19 protein-coding genes are annotated in these 16,123 nt (G+C 35.7%); 9 read left to right on the top strand and 10 right to left on the bottom strand.

Going from position 1 to position 16,123, the window contains the following annotated elements; translation table 11 throughout:
* Positions 1-2: 2 nt before the first annotated feature.
* The gene (gene trxB, locus F598_RS0106020; protein ID WP_019038127.1) at positions 3-986 is read right to left on the bottom strand and encodes a thioredoxin-disulfide reductase; all 984 of its coding nucleotides are present in this window, start codon (positions 984-986) and stop codon (positions 3-5) included.
* 195 nt (positions 987-1,181) lie between these two features.
* On the opposite strand from trxB, the gene F598_RS0106015 reads away from it, so the two are divergent.
* Both F598_RS0106015 and F598_RS0106010 read left to right on the top strand, forming a co-directional pair.
* Entirely contained in the window at positions 1,182-2,084 is a 903-nt protein-coding gene (locus F598_RS0106015; protein ID WP_019038126.1) for a tryptophan 2,3-dioxygenase family protein, read from the top strand.
* 19 nt (positions 2,085-2,103) lie between these two features.
* Positions 2,104-2,613 (top strand): hypothetical protein, encoded by a 510-nt coding sequence (locus F598_RS0106010; protein WP_026302546.1) that lies wholly within the window; start codon positions 2,104-2,106, stop codon positions 2,611-2,613.
* On the opposite strand, the gene F598_RS0106005 is transcribed toward F598_RS0106010, so the two are convergent.
* From F598_RS0106005 to F598_RS0105985, 5 genes are all read right to left on the bottom strand, one after another.
* The gene (locus F598_RS0106005; protein ID WP_019038124.1) at positions 2,610-3,455 is read right to left on the bottom strand and encodes a CvfB family protein; all 846 of its coding nucleotides are present in this window, start codon (positions 3,453-3,455) and stop codon (positions 2,610-2,612) included. The genes F598_RS0106010 and F598_RS0106005 overlap by 4 nt on opposite strands.
* Before the next feature lie 51 nt (positions 3,456-3,506).
* Positions 3,507-5,264, bottom strand: coding sequence for a 2-succinyl-5-enolpyruvyl-6-hydroxy-3-cyclohexene-1-carboxylic-acid synthase (gene menD / locus F598_RS0106000; protein WP_019038123.1), 1,758 nt, complete (start codon positions 5,262-5,264; stop codon positions 3,507-3,509).
* A 50-nt stretch (positions 5,265-5,314) separates the two neighbouring features.
* Positions 5,315-6,409, bottom strand: a complete 1,095-nt coding sequence (locus F598_RS0105995) for a chorismate-binding protein (protein ID WP_019038122.1) — start codon at positions 6,407-6,409, stop codon at positions 5,315-5,317.
* On the bottom strand, positions 6,409-6,828 hold the full coding sequence (locus F598_RS0105990) for a PaaI family thioesterase (protein WP_019038121.1): 420 nt from the start codon (positions 6,826-6,828) through the stop codon (positions 6,409-6,411). Before F598_RS0105990 ends, F598_RS0105995 begins: the two co-directional genes overlap by 1 nt.
* Positions 6,829-6,926: 98 nt before the next feature.
* The gene (locus F598_RS0105985; protein WP_245539756.1) at positions 6,927-7,937 is read right to left on the bottom strand and encodes a glycoside hydrolase family 113; all 1,011 of its coding nucleotides are present in this window, start codon (positions 7,935-7,937) and stop codon (positions 6,927-6,929) included.
* Between the two features lie 52 nt (positions 7,938-7,989).
* On the opposite strand from F598_RS0105985, the gene F598_RS0105980 reads away from it, so the two are divergent.
* Positions 7,990-8,637: an alpha/beta hydrolase gene (locus tag F598_RS0105980; RefSeq protein WP_019038119.1), complete on the top strand. Its 648-nt coding sequence runs from the start codon at positions 7,990-7,992 to the stop codon at positions 8,635-8,637.
* Here F598_RS0105980 and F598_RS0105975 read toward each other — a convergent pair.
* The 3 genes from F598_RS0105975 to F598_RS15440 all read right to left on the bottom strand — a co-directional run bounded on the left by F598_RS0105975 (position 8,634) and on the right by F598_RS15440 (position 9,991).
* The gene (locus tag F598_RS0105975) at positions 8,634-9,128 is read right to left on the bottom strand and encodes a GreA/GreB family elongation factor (RefSeq protein ID WP_019038118.1); all 495 of its coding nucleotides are present in this window, start codon (positions 9,126-9,128) and stop codon (positions 8,634-8,636) included. The two genes, F598_RS0105980 and F598_RS0105975, sit on opposite strands and share 4 nt — an antisense overlap.
* Before the next feature lie 88 nt (positions 9,129-9,216).
* A complete protein-coding gene (locus tag F598_RS0105970; RefSeq protein WP_019038117.1) occupies positions 9,217-9,762 on the bottom strand; it encodes a DUF4136 domain-containing protein in 546 nt (181 codons plus the stop codon).
* 61 nt (positions 9,763-9,823) lie between these two features.
* A complete protein-coding gene (locus F598_RS15440) occupies positions 9,824-9,991 on the bottom strand; it encodes a C1orf53 family protein (protein WP_019038116.1) in 168 nt (55 codons plus the stop codon).
* A gap of 74 nt (positions 9,992-10,065) precedes the next feature.
* Here F598_RS15440 and F598_RS0105955 point away from each other — a divergent pair, with 74 nt between their 5' ends.
* The 6 genes from F598_RS0105955 to F598_RS0105930 all read left to right on the top strand — a co-directional run bounded on the left by F598_RS0105955 (position 10,066) and on the right by F598_RS0105930 (position 14,290).
* Complete coding sequence (locus F598_RS0105955; protein ID WP_019038115.1) at positions 10,066-11,001, top strand: 1-aminocyclopropane-1-carboxylate deaminase/D-cysteine desulfhydrase; 936 nt, start codon at positions 10,066-10,068, stop codon at positions 10,999-11,001.
* Entirely contained in the window at positions 10,977-11,840 is an 864-nt protein-coding gene (locus F598_RS0105950) for a glucosaminidase domain-containing protein (protein WP_019038114.1), read from the top strand. The genes F598_RS0105955 and F598_RS0105950 overlap by 25 nt, the downstream gene beginning before the upstream one ends.
* A gap of 6 nt (positions 11,841-11,846) precedes the next feature.
* A complete protein-coding gene (gene hemL / locus F598_RS0105945) occupies positions 11,847-13,136 on the top strand; it encodes a glutamate-1-semialdehyde 2,1-aminomutase (RefSeq protein ID WP_019038113.1) in 1,290 nt (429 codons plus the stop codon).
* A gap of 65 nt (positions 13,137-13,201) precedes the next feature.
* Entirely contained in the window at positions 13,202-13,510 is a 309-nt protein-coding gene (locus F598_RS0105940) for a CD225/dispanin family protein (protein ID WP_019038112.1), read from the top strand.
* Entirely contained in the window at positions 13,511-13,924 is a 414-nt protein-coding gene (locus F598_RS0105935) for a DUF2752 domain-containing protein (protein ID WP_019038111.1), read from the top strand.
* A gap of 6 nt (positions 13,925-13,930) precedes the next feature.
* Positions 13,931-14,290, top strand: coding sequence for a DoxX family protein (locus F598_RS0105930; protein ID WP_019038110.1), 360 nt, complete (start codon positions 13,931-13,933; stop codon positions 14,288-14,290).
* On the opposite strand, the gene F598_RS0105925 is transcribed toward F598_RS0105930, so the two are convergent.
* Positions 14,287-16,083 (bottom strand): sodium:proton antiporter, encoded by a 1,797-nt coding sequence (locus F598_RS0105925; protein ID WP_019038109.1) that lies wholly within the window; start codon positions 16,081-16,083, stop codon positions 14,287-14,289. The two genes, F598_RS0105930 and F598_RS0105925, sit on opposite strands and share 4 nt — an antisense overlap.
* Between the last annotated feature and the right edge of the window lie 40 nt (positions 16,084-16,123).

Below are 16,123 nucleotides of genomic sequence, written 5' to 3'. Positions count from 1 at the left end.
AATTAACTTAGAGCTGCCTGAGGCTCAGAACGTTCTGTAGTTTCAAGGCTAGCCAGATAACGTTCTGCGTCTAGAGCTGCCATGCAACCAGTCCCTGCAGCTGTAATGGCTTGGCGATAAACTTTATCTTGAGAGTCGCCACAGGCGAATACACCAGGGTAATTTGTATTTGTGGTTTTTGGCTTAGTAATGATGTATCCTACATCATCCATATCCAAATAATCTTTAAAAATGTCAGTATTAGGTTTATGTCCAATGGCGATAAATAGACCAGTGATTTTGATCTCTTCTTTTTCACCTGTCTGGTTATTTACAATTCTTAAACCTTCAACTACCTGATCTCCTAACACTTCGTCTACTTCACTATGGTAGCGTAAATCAATATTTTCAGTATTCTCTACTCGGTGCTGCATAGCTTTAGAAGCTTTCATCTCACCTTTTCGGACTAGCATTGTCACTTTTGTACAAATTTTGGCTAGGTAAGTTGCTTCTTCACAGGCCGTATCCCCACCACCTACAATAGCAACATCTTGACCTTTATAGAAAAAGCCATCGCAAACTGCACAAGCAGAGACACCACCACCTCTTAAACGCTGTTCACTAGGAAGTCCTAAATACTTAGCTGAAGCACCTGTTGATATTATTATAGAGCGAGCTTCAACCCAAGTTTTATTATCGATTTGGGCTTTATGTGTACCACCGACTTGATCTGAAAGTTCAACTTTTGTCACCATTCCGATACGAACGTCTGTTCCGAAGCGTTCTGCTTGTTGTTGAAGATCAACCATCATTTTTGGACCATCAATTCCATCAGGATATCCTGGGAAGTTATCAACTTCAGTAGTTGTAGTGAGCTGGCCTCCAGGTTCCATACCTGTATAAACTACTGGATTCATATCGGCTCTGGCTGCATAAATAGCAGCAGTATAGCCTGCTGGTCCGGAACCAATAATTAAACAATTTATACGTTCGTTTGTATCAGACATATTATTAGATTTTATACAAATGTACTAAGTTTTTAAGATTTGATAGCTTTGATAAATTTGATCTTAACATATAACTATAACTTGGATTTATACTTTATCTTAGTTTTTTAATTTGCATTGAATTAACGATTGATATATAAGAGTTTTTAAAGTATAGCTTGATTTATTTTAATAAATTTGAACAAAAAGCTAACCATGACAAATGAGCTTTTAAAACAGCTGAAGGAGAAGTATAAAGCTCTGGGTGAAAACCCCGAAACTTATCTTAAAGGACTACTGCATGCTAAGCCTCTTAATTATTGGGATTATATCGAGGTTGACACCCTGCTCGATTTGCAAAAGCCTAAGACCGATTTTAAAGATGAGACCGTTTTCATAGTCTATCATCAAATAACAGAATTGACCCTAAAATTGATGATTCATGAATTAAAGCAAATCAATGCTCATGAAGACTTCTCATCAGAACAATTTTTTGCTGAAAAATTAAAACGTTTGATAAGATATACCGATATGCTCATCACTTCATTTGAAGTTATGACAGAAGGTTTAGATTATGATGACTATAATCAATTTAGACTTGCATTAGCCCCTGCAAGTGGATTCCAAAGTGCACAGTTCCGTTATCTAGAACTCATGTGCACACCCGTCATCAATTTAGTGAATAACGAGGGTAAAAAGCGTTTAACCTCATCTCCTGAACTAGATGAAATTTTTGAAAACATCTACTGGAGGGATGCAGGTTATAACAGAAAAACTGGAAAAACGTCATACACACTAAAAGCTTTTGAAGAAAAGTATTTATTAAGTTTTAAGTCTTTAGCAAAATCTACAAGGGGTAAGACAGTATGGGAGCAATTTCTAAAATTTGAAGATCCCTCCGAAAACTTAATTTTTAGAATGAAGGATTTTGACCACCAATACAATGTTAAGTGGTCCAAAACCCACTTGAAAACAGCTACAAAATATTTAGATAAAAAAGGAAAAACTAAAAAAGCAACTGGTGGCTCTCCCTGGAAAAAATATCTGCATCCAAAACACCAACAACGAAGTTTTTTTCCAAATCTATGGAAAAAAGAAAATATCTTAGATTGGGTATAATATTTGCTAACTTTGAAGTATGAATCTTAATAAATCCATAGTTATACTATTTATAATGTTTTGCTACTGCAATACCAGTGCGCAGACAGATTTAGAGATGAATACAATCAGTCTCATTCCTTCTTTAAGTATGACTTCAGACCCATTTAGTGTGACTAGCGTTGGAAAAGATTTTAATCTTCCTGAGATAAACATATTTGCAGATAAATTTTCCAGACGACCAGAAGTTGATATGGTAGCTGCAGCCAATAGAAAAGCTTATAGAGCACAGCAACAAAAGGAACAAAACTTCTCTTTTATAGAAAGACAAGGTGCCATATTTAGTAGTTTTAAGCCGAAATTTGATAACAGCTCCAATTCTATCTACGCGCCTTCATATCACCAGCAACCCATATATTCAGATTTAAACAGAATAAAAAACTCAGCTTATGAAGATTTAGGAGATAAGTATAACAGACTCTCTCCATTCTTTCAATTATCTCCTTACAGAAGAAATAGTGGTTCTGGATTTTATTTTTCTGGAAACTAGTTTTTCTTCAAAAAAATACCCTTACCATTCTCGATAGTGATTTGACGTTCCTTATAAAGCGTTCCAATTGCTTTTTTAAACGCTTTTTTACTTAGATGCACGGTCTCATAAATCAATTCAGGCTTAGATTTATCGTGGATTGGTAAAAAGCCGCCATCTGAAGATTCCAGAACTTCCATGATTTTTTTAGCATTAGGTTCAATACCTCTATAGCCAGGTCTTTGTAAAGACACATCAATTTTATTATCAGGTCTAATTTTCTTAACTACACCTTTTAATCGATCTCCTGTTTTGAGTTCTTGAAAAACCTCATCTTTATAAAGTAAGCCACTATGTATTTCATTGATAATCACATTGTATCCCATTTCTGTTGGATTAGTAACAATAAGATCTACTTCATCAAAATGCTCAACCGTTAAAATGGAGTTATCTACAAATTTATTAACCCTACTAGAGGCTACTAACCGATTGGTTTGCTCATCTAAGTAGCAGAAAATAAGATATTGCTCGCCTTTGAGCATTTTATAAGCCTGCTCCATGTGCGGAACAAACAGGTGTTTTTCTAAATTCCAGTCGAGAAATGCTCCAAAATCATTGCTATCTACACAAGTTAAATAAGCGAATTCATCTAGCATTACTTTGGGTTCCAAAGTAGTGGCAATTGGTCGTTCGTCGAAGTCTAAATACACAAAAACTTCAATTTGATCACCTATTTCAAAATGACTAGGCTTGTATTTATTAGGTAAAAGTACTTCCTCTTCAGAATTAGGATCTTTCAAAAATAATCCTGGAGGAGTGTCTCTATCAATAACTAATGTGTGTTTTACACCAAGGTCTAACATTCAAATTTATTTAGATAGCAAAAGTAATCAATTTTAAAGTTGATTGAGGAATTAGTGCCCGGAGGTCTCAAAGTATTCTGACTTCAATACAGATTGAAAGTCGATTTTTGCTCTCAAATATTCAAAATAACCAAGGAGTACTTTATCATTTTCTAATCTAGGAGTGAAAATTTCTATAAGTTGAGGGCTTTCGTTTCTTTCAAAAAATAAAGGTAACTGTTTTTCAACTTCAGCCTGATTGTGAGCTTCTACGTATTGAATCTTATACATTTCACAAAGATGCTTAGCATTGAGTTCATGGGTAGTTTCAAAATAATTAGCGAAATAGTCTTCATTCTTATTGCCAGGAAGAATCCTAAAAATACCACCTCCGGCATTGTTAAGCAGAATGATTTTAAAATCCTTAGGAATGTAATTATTCCAAAGTGCATTGGAATCGTAAAAGAAGCTTAAATCTCCAGAAACTAATGTTGTAGGTTCTTGGCTGGCTACTGCATAACCAAGAGCTGTTGAAGTGCTACCGTCTATCCCACTGGTCCCTCGATTAGCAAAAGCCTTAATTTCTCTTTTAGAATCAAATAAATTAGCATAGCGTATACTAGAAGAGTTCGCAAAATGTACAGTTTCATCTTTTGGTAAATGCTCAAAAAGGCTATAGTAAAATGAAAAATCTGTAAACCCTATCTCTTTTTTATAGGCTTCTCTGAAGGTTAGTGTTTTTAACCTAATGGAATTCCATTGATCAAAATATTTAGAATTAACCAGATTGAGTTTTGGACTAAGTGTTTTAAAAAACTCATTTACCGTAGTTTGGAAATGCTCTGTCAAGTTAAAAAACGTATCGTTAGCTTCTCTGGGATCGATATGAAAATGCTGGTTAGCCTTAAAATTTCTGAGGAATTTTTTAATTTTCTTGGAGACCACAAGACCTCCAAAAGTAATCAGCATATCTGGTTGCAGTGCTTCAAAAAGTGAATCGGAATTAGCTTCTGCTTCGATTGGAGCAAGTATGGAGTCAATATTAGTGAAAAAATTGGGATCTGAAATATTGGAGGTAATCTCGGTCATAACAATCACTGAAGGATCTTTTGAAAGCAATTTAATCACTTCATTATCAATTTCTTCGTCTAGATTCACCCCCACCAGAACCAGTTTTTTAGCTGATGTATTCCAAAACTTTACAAAGTCAGAATCGTCTAAAGTTGATTTTGATAGCTCTAACGCTTGCATGTTCGGAATCTCTATTTCTAGGTGATTAGTTTTATGATAAAGTGGTTCATCAAATGGTGCATTAATGTGGACCGGTCCCTGCTTTGTAATCGCGGTTTGCAGTGCCTGTTGAGTTTGATCAGCATTGTATTTTAATGTAAAAGGCTCATTCGAATTATGAGAATCATCTTTCAAATTCGCAGAATATAAGATATGATTCTCATACACATTAGGCTGTCTTATAGTTTGACCATCACCAATATCTATCAAATGTGAAGGACGGTCTGCAGAAATGACTACAAGAGGTAAATTGCTATAAAACGCCTCGGAAACTGCAGGGTAATAATTCAATAATGCAGAACCTGAAGTACATACCACTGCCACTGGAGCATTAAAACGCTGTGTCATGCCCAAGGCAAAAAAAGCAGCACAGCGTTCGTCAACTATACTGTAGGCTGTTATTTCTGGATGATTTGCAAAGGTAATGGTTAAGGGAGCATTGCGTGAACCAGGCGAAATTACCACATGATGAATACCATTACGAACACAAAGTTCAACAATAAGTTGCGCACTTGGAATGGTTGAATATATCTGATTCATAACACAAAAATAATAGCGATGAAATTGAAACTACCGCTAAAAGCTAATTCTTATAGCACTTTTAACATCGTTCTGGATTTGTTCTTGGTTTCCTCCCATTCATCCAAAGGGATACTATCTTTCGTAATCCCACCTCCGACATAAATGTGAACTCTGCCTTCCTCATAGCTCAAACATCTTAAGTTTACGAATAAATTGGAAGCTCTAGCAATAGTTTTATAAGCTTGATTTTCCTGATTTCGAGTCCTTTTGGATCGTTGGGTTTGTTTAGGCATATTTAATTCTCCCAAAAAACCAGTATAAAACTGCCTATCATAAGTCTCATGAGATGATATAAAACGATAAGCTTCATCTTTAGGTAATCCGCAGACAGCTGGCGTGGGGTGCAAATCTGTTAAAATATCACCTAATTTATGTGTCTCAAAAGTGGATTGAATATCAGTTCTAAGATGGAATAAATCACCAGCTTGTTCTGTTTTTCGTTCTGAGACTTTTACATTTCTCCCATGATGGGTTAAAGAGGCTACAATTGTATCTGTTACCAGCTGCTGTTCTGTTTTTTCTTTAGCCGTCCACTGTCTTGTAGATTGTATGGGTTTAGTGCCTGCCAAAGCCATAGTTTCAAAACGGTTTCTATAGGTTTTAGCCAGAGTTTCTGGAGAGGCTCCCGCCCATAGTCCTATTTCTGGATGATACCAAACATATGTAAAAGCTTGTGGGTAGTTAGTAATTAACTTAAGAAGCAAATTATAGGGACTTTTCAAGTCGTAATCTGAGGAAATTACTCTGGATAAGACAATTTTTTTTGACTTTCCTGTTTTAATGTGATTTATGGCTTTTTCAAGAAGGTTTAAATAGTTTTGTTTATCGTTTTGATTGATGTCGAAATTGGAAACAGGATCTGACCCTTTATTGACAACCTTATATTTTGTAAATTCTGAATTATCACTGTTAAAAATCAGCGATGGAGACGATTCTTTGAATGGAGCGAAAACGAAACCAGATTCGTTATAATCTTTAAGGTAATTTAAACTTCTGTCTTTTTGCATCATACAATACACCTCGGGATAATCAGGTAGATGATATGCTACAAATGGAGTAGAAGACTTCCAAGCCTCTTCTAATTGATGTTGCAGCTCTTGCATCAGTTTATTTTTGGTAAAGCTATGGTTGTTAATTTCACAGCAGAAATCAGTCGATCATCTTTATCTTTCAATTTAATATCCCATACCTGGGTTGTCCTTCCTTTATGAATAAAAGAAGCAGTAGCAAATACATCACCTTCACTTAGACTCCTCACATGATTGGCTGAAATCTCAAGACCTCTGATCATAAAATTTTGAGTATCCAAAAATACAAAACAGGCTGCACTACCAACACTTTCTGCCAGAGCAACCATGGCTCCTCCGTGGAGCACACCGTCGGGCTGATGTACCTTCGGGGTTACTGGCATTTTAGCCGTAAGGAAATCTTTGCCAACATCCACATAAGAAATATCTAAAGTTTCCATTAAGGTATTTTTATTGTATGCATTACACTGCTCGAGTATATGTTGTTTATCCATTTGCTTGAATTTGATTAACAAAAATACGAAAGCATAAGTATGCGTTAGGAGTATTCAGAACTTTTTAATAAGCGTTTTATAGTTTTTAAATAGAAAAATCATTTCCTGGAATAAAAAGATTTTAAATAAGATTCAGAACGCTTACCCTGCACAGTGAATCGATTTTGGTGTCGTTTACCGGATTCGTTAAAATTTGGGAACCATTTCCATAAAAACCCACCAGCAAACCATCCTTCATCCCATAAACTCTCGTGTAATCCTTTTAAAAGATTGAGCTGAGCCGTTTGATTTACTGGACGTTCTTCTCTAGAAGAGTCCCAGGGTTGTTTGCCTGCATAGTCCATACTTCTGTACCCGTATTCTGTCAAAAGGATCTTAGTCTGTAAAGATTGTGAAAAAGCTTTTAAGTCTCTTTTTAAAACAAACCAGGATGATTTTATGTTTTTTGTAGAAGGTGTTCGTTCTTCTGAAATCGGAAAATAAGCATCGATTCCAATGAAATCTAAACTATCCCAAAAACCAACATTATCGTAGGAATCCCAATTTTCTGCATAAGTTAATTTACCAGAATAAACGGTACTAACCTCAGTTATAAAATCACACCAAAAATCTTTTCGCTGAATAGCAAACGAATTCAATTCTGTTCCTAAACAAAATAATTCTACATCGTTCTCTTCTGCTAGCTGAGCAAATGCTAGAATATACTGCTTGTATTGAGATTCGAATGCTTTCCAGTGAGCCTCAGATGACATAGCTATTTTACCAGTAAAAGTTCCGCTTCCCACCCAGATGTGAGGCTTCACCATTATTTTTAAACCTTGTGTTTTAAGTGTCTGTATATCAGATTCTATTCCACCCAGGGTTTCTCCATTCCATTGCTGCTCATTATCGAAAAATAATTGGGGGGTATCGGCTTTTGGCATAAAAGCATAAGGCATCACCGCGATGAAGTTTGATCCAGTTTGTTTGAGTTCTTTAGCCTGATTTTGATCGATTAAAGATCTGGAAGCTACCATACTCATTCCATTAATTTTTTTCTCCTGACCGCTTACAAACGGGAAAAAACAGAAAAGCATCAAGAAAAGTAGAAAAAGCTTAATTATATTCATCCCCATAAAATTAATCAAATAAGTCAAGTTCTAATCATTTAAAAACAAGCATTTGAGTCAAGCCAAGCAAGTTATTTACCAAACAACTAATACTTATTCAACGCTCAACAACTTAACCCCAGACACCAAAAACGTATGGATTGCGTGCCATGGGATTGGATTCTTGAGCAAATATTTTATTTCATATTTTAAAAAATTAGATCCAGATGAAAACTACATCATCGCCCCACAAGCTCCATCAAAATATTATCAAACTAAAGCCTATAGATATGTTGGAGCTTCATGGTTAACTAAAGAAAATCGAGATCTAGAAATTGAAAACGTGCTTAATTATTTAGATGCCCTTGTGCAGAAAGAAGAGATACCAGAAGATAAAACTATCATATTAATGGGGTTTTCTCAAGGAGTTTCAATTGTTACAAGGTGGATAGCTTATCGACAAATGAATTGTGATCGGCTTGTTATTCATTCTGGGAGCATTCCCGAAGAATTCGATTTCTCCAGTTTTAATCATTTACCAAAATTAAAGACAACAATTATATATGGAGATCAAGATGAGTATATAACTCAAGATAAAATTGATTCTCAAATTCGATATGCAAAATCGGTGTTTCCTAATCCTCCAGATGTTCTCAAATTTGAAGGTGGACACGAAATGCATGTCAAAAGTTTAGTGAGCTTATCCAAATTGAATTTTTAATATTCGATATGAAGAATTTCTATGGAACGAACCTCCTCCCCTAATTTAAACTCGAAACACTCACCTGTTTTTTTAGAAATGATAGCTTTAGCGATAGGCGACGTAAAAGCAATCTTTTTTTCTTTAATATTTGCTTCGTCCACCCCTACGATTTGAAAGGTTTGCTGAATGCCATTCATCTTAAACTTTACCTTAGCTCCAAACCTTACTTCTTGGGTATTTTGAGTTTTTGGATCTATAATTTGAGCTGATGTTATACGTTCCATTAAGAGTTTAAGCTTTCCATTCAATAAGCTAAGCTCCCTTCGCCTTTCGGTGTCATCAACCAGGGACAATCTATCTTTTTGTGCTTCTAAATTTTCTTTTTCTTGCAGTAGCATTTTTTTACCATATGGAGTGACATAGTTGCTTCTACCTTCTGGTAACGAGGCCCTAGGAGGTACTACGATAGGTTCTTCTTGATCACCTTCTTTTACAAATCCTCTACTCATAACTTCACTTTAATAATAAAGCTGTACAAAGTGATAAACATCAACTTCGTACAGCCTTACCTAACAAACTAAATAAACAACCATGAACTTACTTCAGGTCTCTTTCAGGAGGATATTCCTCCATAATCTCTTTTACAATTTCATTAATTTTTTCTACTTTTTCTTCCATTTCCAAACTTAGAATTCCTGTTCCTAAGCCTTGCCAAACCAATTCATTTCTATCAGAATCGATTAAATCTATATATAAAGTTCCTTCTACACTAGTGGAAACAGAATTGAGACCTGGCCCCATGAAATAGGGGTTCCATCCCCAACCCCAGCCCCAGCCCCAGCCGAAATTATTCTGATATACATTAACGTTTTGAGTACTTTCTGTAAAGATACTAACCAGCAAATCTGGATTGGTAGACTTTACCATGCCTTTTAAAGTCAACTCTCTTTCTATCGCTCTTAATATTCTTTTCTTATCCAAATCAGACACTTCAGCTTTATCAATACCTGGCTTAAAGAATGCAAAAGAATTGTAACTAGAGAAATCAACTTCTCTATCATAATCCGAAGCGACTTGAATCGTGGAACACGAGGTTAAAGCGAGAATTCCAAAAAACAGTAATGTAAATTTTATTATTTTCATAATAATTTAATATCTAATATAGTTAGAGCAACTAACGTGCCAAATCCATATTTTTCCAGCTTCAATTATTGTCTCTAGATTTATCAAAACCATAAGGACAGTGTCTACATCCGCTTTTACAACAGTAACCTCTTTTTAAATGATATTGAGCTGTAAAGCATCTATACCCTTCCTCTGTTAAATAAAAATCACCATCCTCAAGTGGAATACGCTTTTTAAAGTTATTCATTATCTAAATTTAAAAAATACATTCGAAAGTTCGAAGTTAAGGTTTTAATTTTGAGTTTTATTTTAGAAGAATACATGGATCACCGCTCTTTTTTTGAACAAAACTATAACTCTAAAAATGAATTCATTACAAGAATTAATGATATTGACATATATATTAAGCGTGAGGATTTAATTCATCCTATTATTTCTGGAAATAAATTTAGAAAGTTAAAGTACAATTTAACTGAGGCCATGGCAATGGAAGATCCTACGATTGTGACCTTTGGTGGAGCCTTTTCAAATCATATCGCTGCGACTGCTGAGGCTTGTCATATGCTTGGCATGAAATCCATAGGTATAGTAAGAGGAGATGAGTTAGGAATCGATTTTGAGAACACATTAACTCACAATTCCACTCTTAGATTTGCATATCAAAAAGGCATGAAACTGGCATTTGTAACACGTGAAGACTACAGATTGAAAGAAAATATGCCTTTTGTAGAAAATTTGAAAAAATCAACTCAAAATCTGTTTTGCATCTCTGAAGGAGGAACCAACTCAAAAGCGATTCTAGGTTGTAAAGAAATTTTGACTTCAGCAGATGATTTTGATGTTTTGTGTTGCTCTGTTGGCACGGGAGGAACTTTCGCTGGACTTGTTGAAGCTTCTACACCAAAGCAGCAGTGCATAGGCTTTAGTGCATTAAAAGGTGAGTTTTTGAAACAAGAAATTAAAAAATGGACTCAAAAAAAGAATTGGAGCCTACAAACCAATTACCATTTTGGAGGTTACGCAAAAGTTGATTCAGAATTGATTCACTTTATGAATCAATTTTGGAAAAAATACCACATCCCGTTGGATCCGGTTTACACTGCAAAAATGTTTTTTGGCCTTTTTGGGATGATGGAGTCGGGATTATTTTCCAAAAATACTCGTATTTTAGCGATTCATACAGGTGGTCTTCAGGGAATAGAAGGCATGAATAAATACTTAAAGAAAAAAGGATGTCAAACCATCAACTATCATTGAAATTCTCTCTTTTATTTAGCTTAGTGCTTATCCTCTTGATAACCTCTTGTGGAACTTCCAAAAGGGCTAAAACGGTTGCTGAAAAAGAAAACAATAGAAGTGAGTCTGTTGTTCGTGAACAACAAAAAAACCAACCAACTCAGCCGATTGTCTTAGAAGATGATCTTGATGAAGATATCGATGATGTTGATTTAAGTTCACTAAGCCCTGTTGAACTTTACATTTACAATTATTCAGGAATTGCACAGGAAGAGATGAGGCTCTATGGCATCCCTGCCAGCATCACTATAGCTCAAGGTATTTTAGAGTCAGGCTCTGGAAAAGGCAAGCTTACCAGAAAATCTAATAACCACTTTGGAATAAAGTGCAACGGCTGGCAGGGAGAGAAAGTCTATCATGACGATGATGAGGCTCAGGAATGTTTTAGAAAATACGCAGATCCTAAATATTCTTTTCGCGACCACTCTTTATTTTTATTCGAAAGGAATCGGTACAACTTTTTGTTCGATTACAGGAGGGATGATTACACCTCTTGGGCAAGAGGACTTAGAAGAGCAGGTTATGCGACAGATCCAAGGTATCCACAAAAGCTAATCAGCTTAATAGAACGCTACAATTTAAATGAATTTGATAAAGAAGTGCTTGGCAAAGCAGCTGACGTACCTTTACCTCGACCTGAAAAACTGTCTTTGAATGGTGTTGGGTTTTATAGAGTCAAAAAAGGCGATACACTTTATAATATTTCTGAAAAATTTGGACTTACGGTAGAAGAATTGAAATTAATTAATAAATTAAAAAATGACCGTATTAGAATTGGTCAACAACTAAAGATAAAATAAAGATTTATGATATATAAGCGAAGTAGTGCCCTATTTGATGAAGCAAAAAAGTATATTCCTGGCGGAGTAAATTCACCTGTAAGAGCTTTTAATGCTGTAGGCGGAGACCCTATTTTCGTTAAAAAAGCTGCGGGTGCTTATCTTCACGATGAGGACGGCAACCAATTAATAGATTACATTTCTTCATGGGGACCTATGATCTTAGGGCATGCCCATCCAAAAGTGGTAGATGCTGTAATTGAAAAAACGAAAGATGGTACCTCTTACGGTATACCAACAGAGCTGGAGACCAAAATCGCTAAGCTCGCCATCGATATGGTTCCAGGCATTGATAAGATACGGTTTGTGAATAGCGGTACAGAGGCTTGTATGAGCGCAGTAAGATTGGCCAGAGGCTATACCAGAAAGGATAAGATCATAAAATTTGCGGGATGTTATCACGGTCATAGCGATTCATTTTTAATTCAAGCTGGAAGTGGTGGTGCCACCTTTGGAGAGCCTAATTCTCCTGGTGTCACTAAAGGAACGGCAAAAGATACCTTACTAGCCCATTACAATAACTTAGATAGTGTAAAATCTCTGATACAAAAACATAAAGGTGAAATTGCATGTATTATTATAGAACCTGTCGCAGGGAATATGGGATGTATCCTGCCAAACGATGGATTTCTGGAAGACTTAAGATCTCTATGTGATGAGCACAATATCCTCCTGGTTTTTGATGAAGTGATGACTGGATTTAGATTAGCTCCTGGTGGAGTTCAGGAGCGGCTTGGAGTGCTGGCAGATATTGTCACCTTTGGTAAAGTTGTAGGAGGAGGTTTGCCCGTTGGCGCCTTCGCTGGAAAAGCAGAAATCATGAATCACCTAGCTCCGGATGGACCTGTTTACCAAGCTGGTACTTTAAGTGGAAATCCACTAGCTATGGCTGCTGGTTATACCATGTTAAAAGAATTGAACGAGAACCGATCAATTTTTGAGAGTCTGGACAAGAAAACGGCTTACCTCCATAAAGGCATGAAAAAAGTACTTGACGACGCTGGTGTAGTCCATCAAATCAATAGAATTGGATCTATGATTTCTATTCATTTTTGTGAAGAACCTGTCGTTGATTTTAAAACTGCTGCTAAGGGAAACAATGATAAATTCAAAACATACTTTCACGGTATGCTAGATCGCGGTGTTTATATGCCCCCAAGTGCTTTTGAAAGTTATTTTCTAAATGATGCGCTATCTTATGAAGATATTGATCATACCATAAAATCACTTTCAGAATTTGTAGATAAGCTAAAATAATTTCAGTAAAAATTTAGGTGGTTTGATTTGAAATGTTAATTTTATCAAAATCTAAAATTTAATTTATGGAAACTAACCAAACTCAACCAGAAAGGCCTTCTAATCATTTAGCTATGGCAATTATTACAACACTTCTATGTTGCTTACCAGCTGGAATAGTGAGTATTGTCTACGCATCACAAGTTAATACTAAATATAATGCTGGAGACTACGAAGGCGCAATTAATGCTTCAAAAACAGCTAAAACCTGGTGGCTAGTAGCATTAATAGTAGGGTTGGTAAGTATTATTGGATATGCCGTCTTTGTTTTCGTTTTCGCCGGTGATGCTTTTTGGGAAGCTTATAATGCTGAAATGCAAAAATCAACTTATTAATTGGCGCAAAAGTTTAATCAAAAAAATCTCTTAAAACTATCTATACCCATTGTCATATTGACTTTGGGTATATTTTATTTTTTCATCAATCCTTCAACTTTTGCCTTTACTCCAAAATGTCCTTTTCACAGCTTAACAGGGTTTCATTGCCCTGGTTGCGGTTCCCAGCGGGCGATTCATGAAATTCTCCATGGTAACTTGTGGACTGGAATTAAGCATAATTTTTTAATAGTCTTGGCCATGATGGTTATCGGCTATAAGGTATATACTTATGGGATTCAGCTGAAAACGAAGAAAAAGCCTAAATCTCTCTTGGAGCATAATGCAACGCCTTGGTTAATTTTCACCTTAATTTTAGCTTTTTGGATTTTAAGAAACCTACCTTTGGAAATATTTCAAATTCTGGCACCTTAAAATTCTATGGTCGTATTGCAAATTTTGGTCTTATTTATAAGCCTTTCTTTTTTCTTTTATGGATTAGGATGTTTTTTTAGTACAACCATGTATGAAGAGTTTAATCGCTTTGGTTTAACTCCACTTCAGCGAAAAATAACTGGCTTCTTTCAGGTACTTGGAGCTCTAGGCTTAGTGGGTGGTTTTTATTTTATGCCCGCTCTTGGGTTTAGTGCTGCTGTGGGTTTAGTTATTCTAATGTCATTGGGCTTTGGAGTCAGAGTTAAAATTAAAGATAGCCTGGTCCAGTCGTTTCCCTCTTTATTTTTCGCTCTTCTCAATTTCTTTGTTGCCTATAAATTTATCCAGTTATTTGACCTTTTCTAAATCAAGTTGAAGTACCAGGGGATCGCAAAGCTCGAAATGATCCAAAATAGCATATTTAAAAGAAAGCCTACTTTAAAGAAATCCCTAAATTTATAATTTCCAGCGCTGTAAACCATCGTATTGGTCTGATACCCTATTGGGGTCATAAATGTAGCTGAAGCAGCGATCATCACGGTGACTAGAAAGGGTAAAACATCAATCCCAGAGCTATGAGCCAATGCAATTGCGATGGGAGTCATTAATGCAGCTGAAGCATTATTAGACATGACTTCAGTCAATAACGAAGTAATCAAATATAAACCCGAAATAATTGCAATCATACCTAAAGGCTGTAACTGAGTGAGTAATTGTTCTGCAATAAAAAGGTCTAAACCTGTTTTATGAATAGCCAGACCAAGGCTTAAGGCTCCAACCAGTAAAAAGATAATTTTCCAGTTGATGGCTTTATAAATTTCTTTCATCGAAAGTATTTTGGTAAACACCAAAATAATTACAGCAGTTATCGCACCAACCATAATATCTAATAGCCCTAAACTAGCTAAAACCACCATGATTGTAATCAAACTCATCACAATACCGAATTTCTTTTTATCAAATTCTGTAATATGATCTTCAGATAACAAAACAAAAGGAGCATTTTGTCCAGACTCCAGCTTGACCAGTTCTTTCACATAATGGGATTTTACTTCTGCTAGAATAATATCTCCAGCACTCAGTTTAACATCGTATAAATCTTCATGCTGAATGTCATCTCGGTGCTTTATAGCTAGTGGAATAGCTCTAAAACGCCTTCTAAAATCTAGTTCTTTTAAAGTTTTACCATGTATCTCTGAAGAAGAAGTAATCACCATTTCTACTAAAGCAGAATTCTTACCTGATAAATCATTGTCACCAATTTTAAGTGGAGACATAGATAAGGTTTTGGTTTTCCCTTTCAGAGATTTTAATTTTTCTACATCGCATCTCACTTTAAGAATATCCCCCTTATGGAGTCCAAAATCTCCTGGCGGAAGTGTAAACTGACTTCCATTCCTCCTGACCTCGATAATGTCCATATTAAATTCTGTCACCAATTCAGAATTCATAATTGCTTTGCCAATCGATGTTGAATTTGCAAGTAACTCAACTATAGTGATGTAATTATTAACTTGAAACTTTGTTTTTAAATCTTTCGTACGTCTGGTTTTCGGTAAAAAACTAATTCCCAGAATCGACATATAAATTATACCAACAACTAAAAGCACACCAGCAACTGGAGTCATTTGAAACATCTCCACTGCCTTCTCCCCTTCTTTTTCTGCTATACCACTTACCAGAATATTGGTAGAAGTACCAATTAAGGTACACATACCGCCAAAAATGGAAGCAAAAGAAAGTGGTATTAGCATTTTAGATGGACTTTGTCCAGAGGTGTGGGCGATCTGAATCACCACAGGAATAAACACGGCAACCACAGGTGTATTGTTCACAAAGGCCGATATCACGGCAATCATAAACATCATCATCAAAATACCACTGTTGAAATTGTAGCGAAAAATATTAGATAAACGGTGTGCAAGCATTTGTAAAGCACCCGTTTTTAATAAAGCTGCACTAAGTACAAACATAAAAGCGACCGTAATCGTTGCCTTATTGCTAAAACCCTCTACGCCCTCCTGTGGAGTAATCACCCCGGTGATCACCAGAATAATCATAATAGAAATGGCTACAAGATCTATAGGCAGAGCTTCAGTAGCAAAAAGAATGATAGCTAAAACGATAACACATATCGTAATAATAGCAGCGGTGGTCATTAATTGAATTTTCCTCAAATATAGAATAGTCTACTAAATC

Origin of the sequence: Psychroflexus tropicus DSM 15496, from assembly GCF_000378765.1 — a bacterium.
Classification (GTDB): Bacteria; Bacteroidota; Bacteroidia; order Flavobacteriales; family Flavobacteriaceae; genus Psychroflexus; species Psychroflexus tropicus.
Note: the sequence above shows the minus strand (reverse complement) of the source record. Positions and strands in the feature narration are given on the sequence as shown.

Bases quoted from the DNA above. Each gene is read 5' to 3' on its own strand.
- F598_RS0105975 (WP_019038118.1), bottom strand. From the start codon at position 9,128: ATGAGTAGAGGATTTGTAAAAGAAGGTGATCAAGAAGAACCTATCGTA.
- F598_RS0105940 (WP_019038112.1), top strand. From the start codon at position 13,202: ATGGAAACTAACCAAACTCAACCAGAAAGGCCTTCTAATCATTTAGCT.
- F598_RS0105925 (WP_019038109.1), bottom strand. From the start codon at position 16,083: ATGACCACCGCTGCTATTATTACGATATGTGTTATCGTTTTAGCTATC.
- F598_RS0105995 (WP_019038122.1), bottom strand. From the start codon at position 6,409: ATGCAAGAGCTGCAACATCAATTAGAAGAGGCTTGGAAGTCTTCTACT.
- F598_RS0105930 (WP_019038110.1), top strand. From the start codon at position 13,931: ATGGTCGTATTGCAAATTTTGGTCTTATTTATAAGCCTTTCTTTTTTC.
- F598_RS0105950 (WP_019038114.1), top strand. From the start codon at position 10,977: ATGTCAAACCATCAACTATCATTGAAATTCTCTCTTTTATTTAGCTTA.
- F598_RS0106015 (WP_019038126.1), top strand. From the start codon at position 1,182: ATGACAAATGAGCTTTTAAAACAGCTGAAGGAGAAGTATAAAGCTCTG.
- hemL (WP_019038113.1), top strand. From the start codon at position 11,847: ATGATATATAAGCGAAGTAGTGCCCTATTTGATGAAGCAAAAAAGTAT.
- F598_RS0105970 (WP_019038117.1), bottom strand. From the start codon at position 9,762: ATGAAAATAATAAAATTTACATTACTGTTTTTTGGAATTCTCGCTTTA.
- F598_RS0105990 (WP_019038121.1), bottom strand. From the start codon at position 6,828: ATGGATAAACAACATATACTCGAGCAGTGTAATGCATACAATAAAAAT.
- trxB (WP_019038127.1), bottom strand. From the start codon at position 986: ATGTCTGATACAAACGAACGTATAAATTGTTTAATTATTGGTTCCGGA.
- F598_RS0105985 (WP_245539756.1), bottom strand. From the start codon at position 7,937: ATGAATATAATTAAGCTTTTTCTACTTTTCTTGATGCTTTTCTGTTTT.
- F598_RS0106010 (WP_026302546.1), top strand. From the start codon at position 2,104: ATGAATCTTAATAAATCCATAGTTATACTATTTATAATGTTTTGCTAC.
- F598_RS15440 (WP_019038116.1), bottom strand. From the start codon at position 9,991: ATGAATAACTTTAAAAAGCGTATTCCACTTGAGGATGGTGATTTTTAT.
- F598_RS0105955 (WP_019038115.1), top strand. From the start codon at position 10,066: ATGGATCACCGCTCTTTTTTTGAACAAAACTATAACTCTAAAAATGAA.
- menD (WP_019038123.1), bottom strand. From the start codon at position 5,264: ATGAATCAGATATATTCAACCATTCCAAGTGCGCAACTTATTGTTGAA.
- F598_RS0106005 (WP_019038124.1), bottom strand. From the start codon at position 3,455: ATGTTAGACCTTGGTGTAAAACACACATTAGTTATTGATAGAGACACT.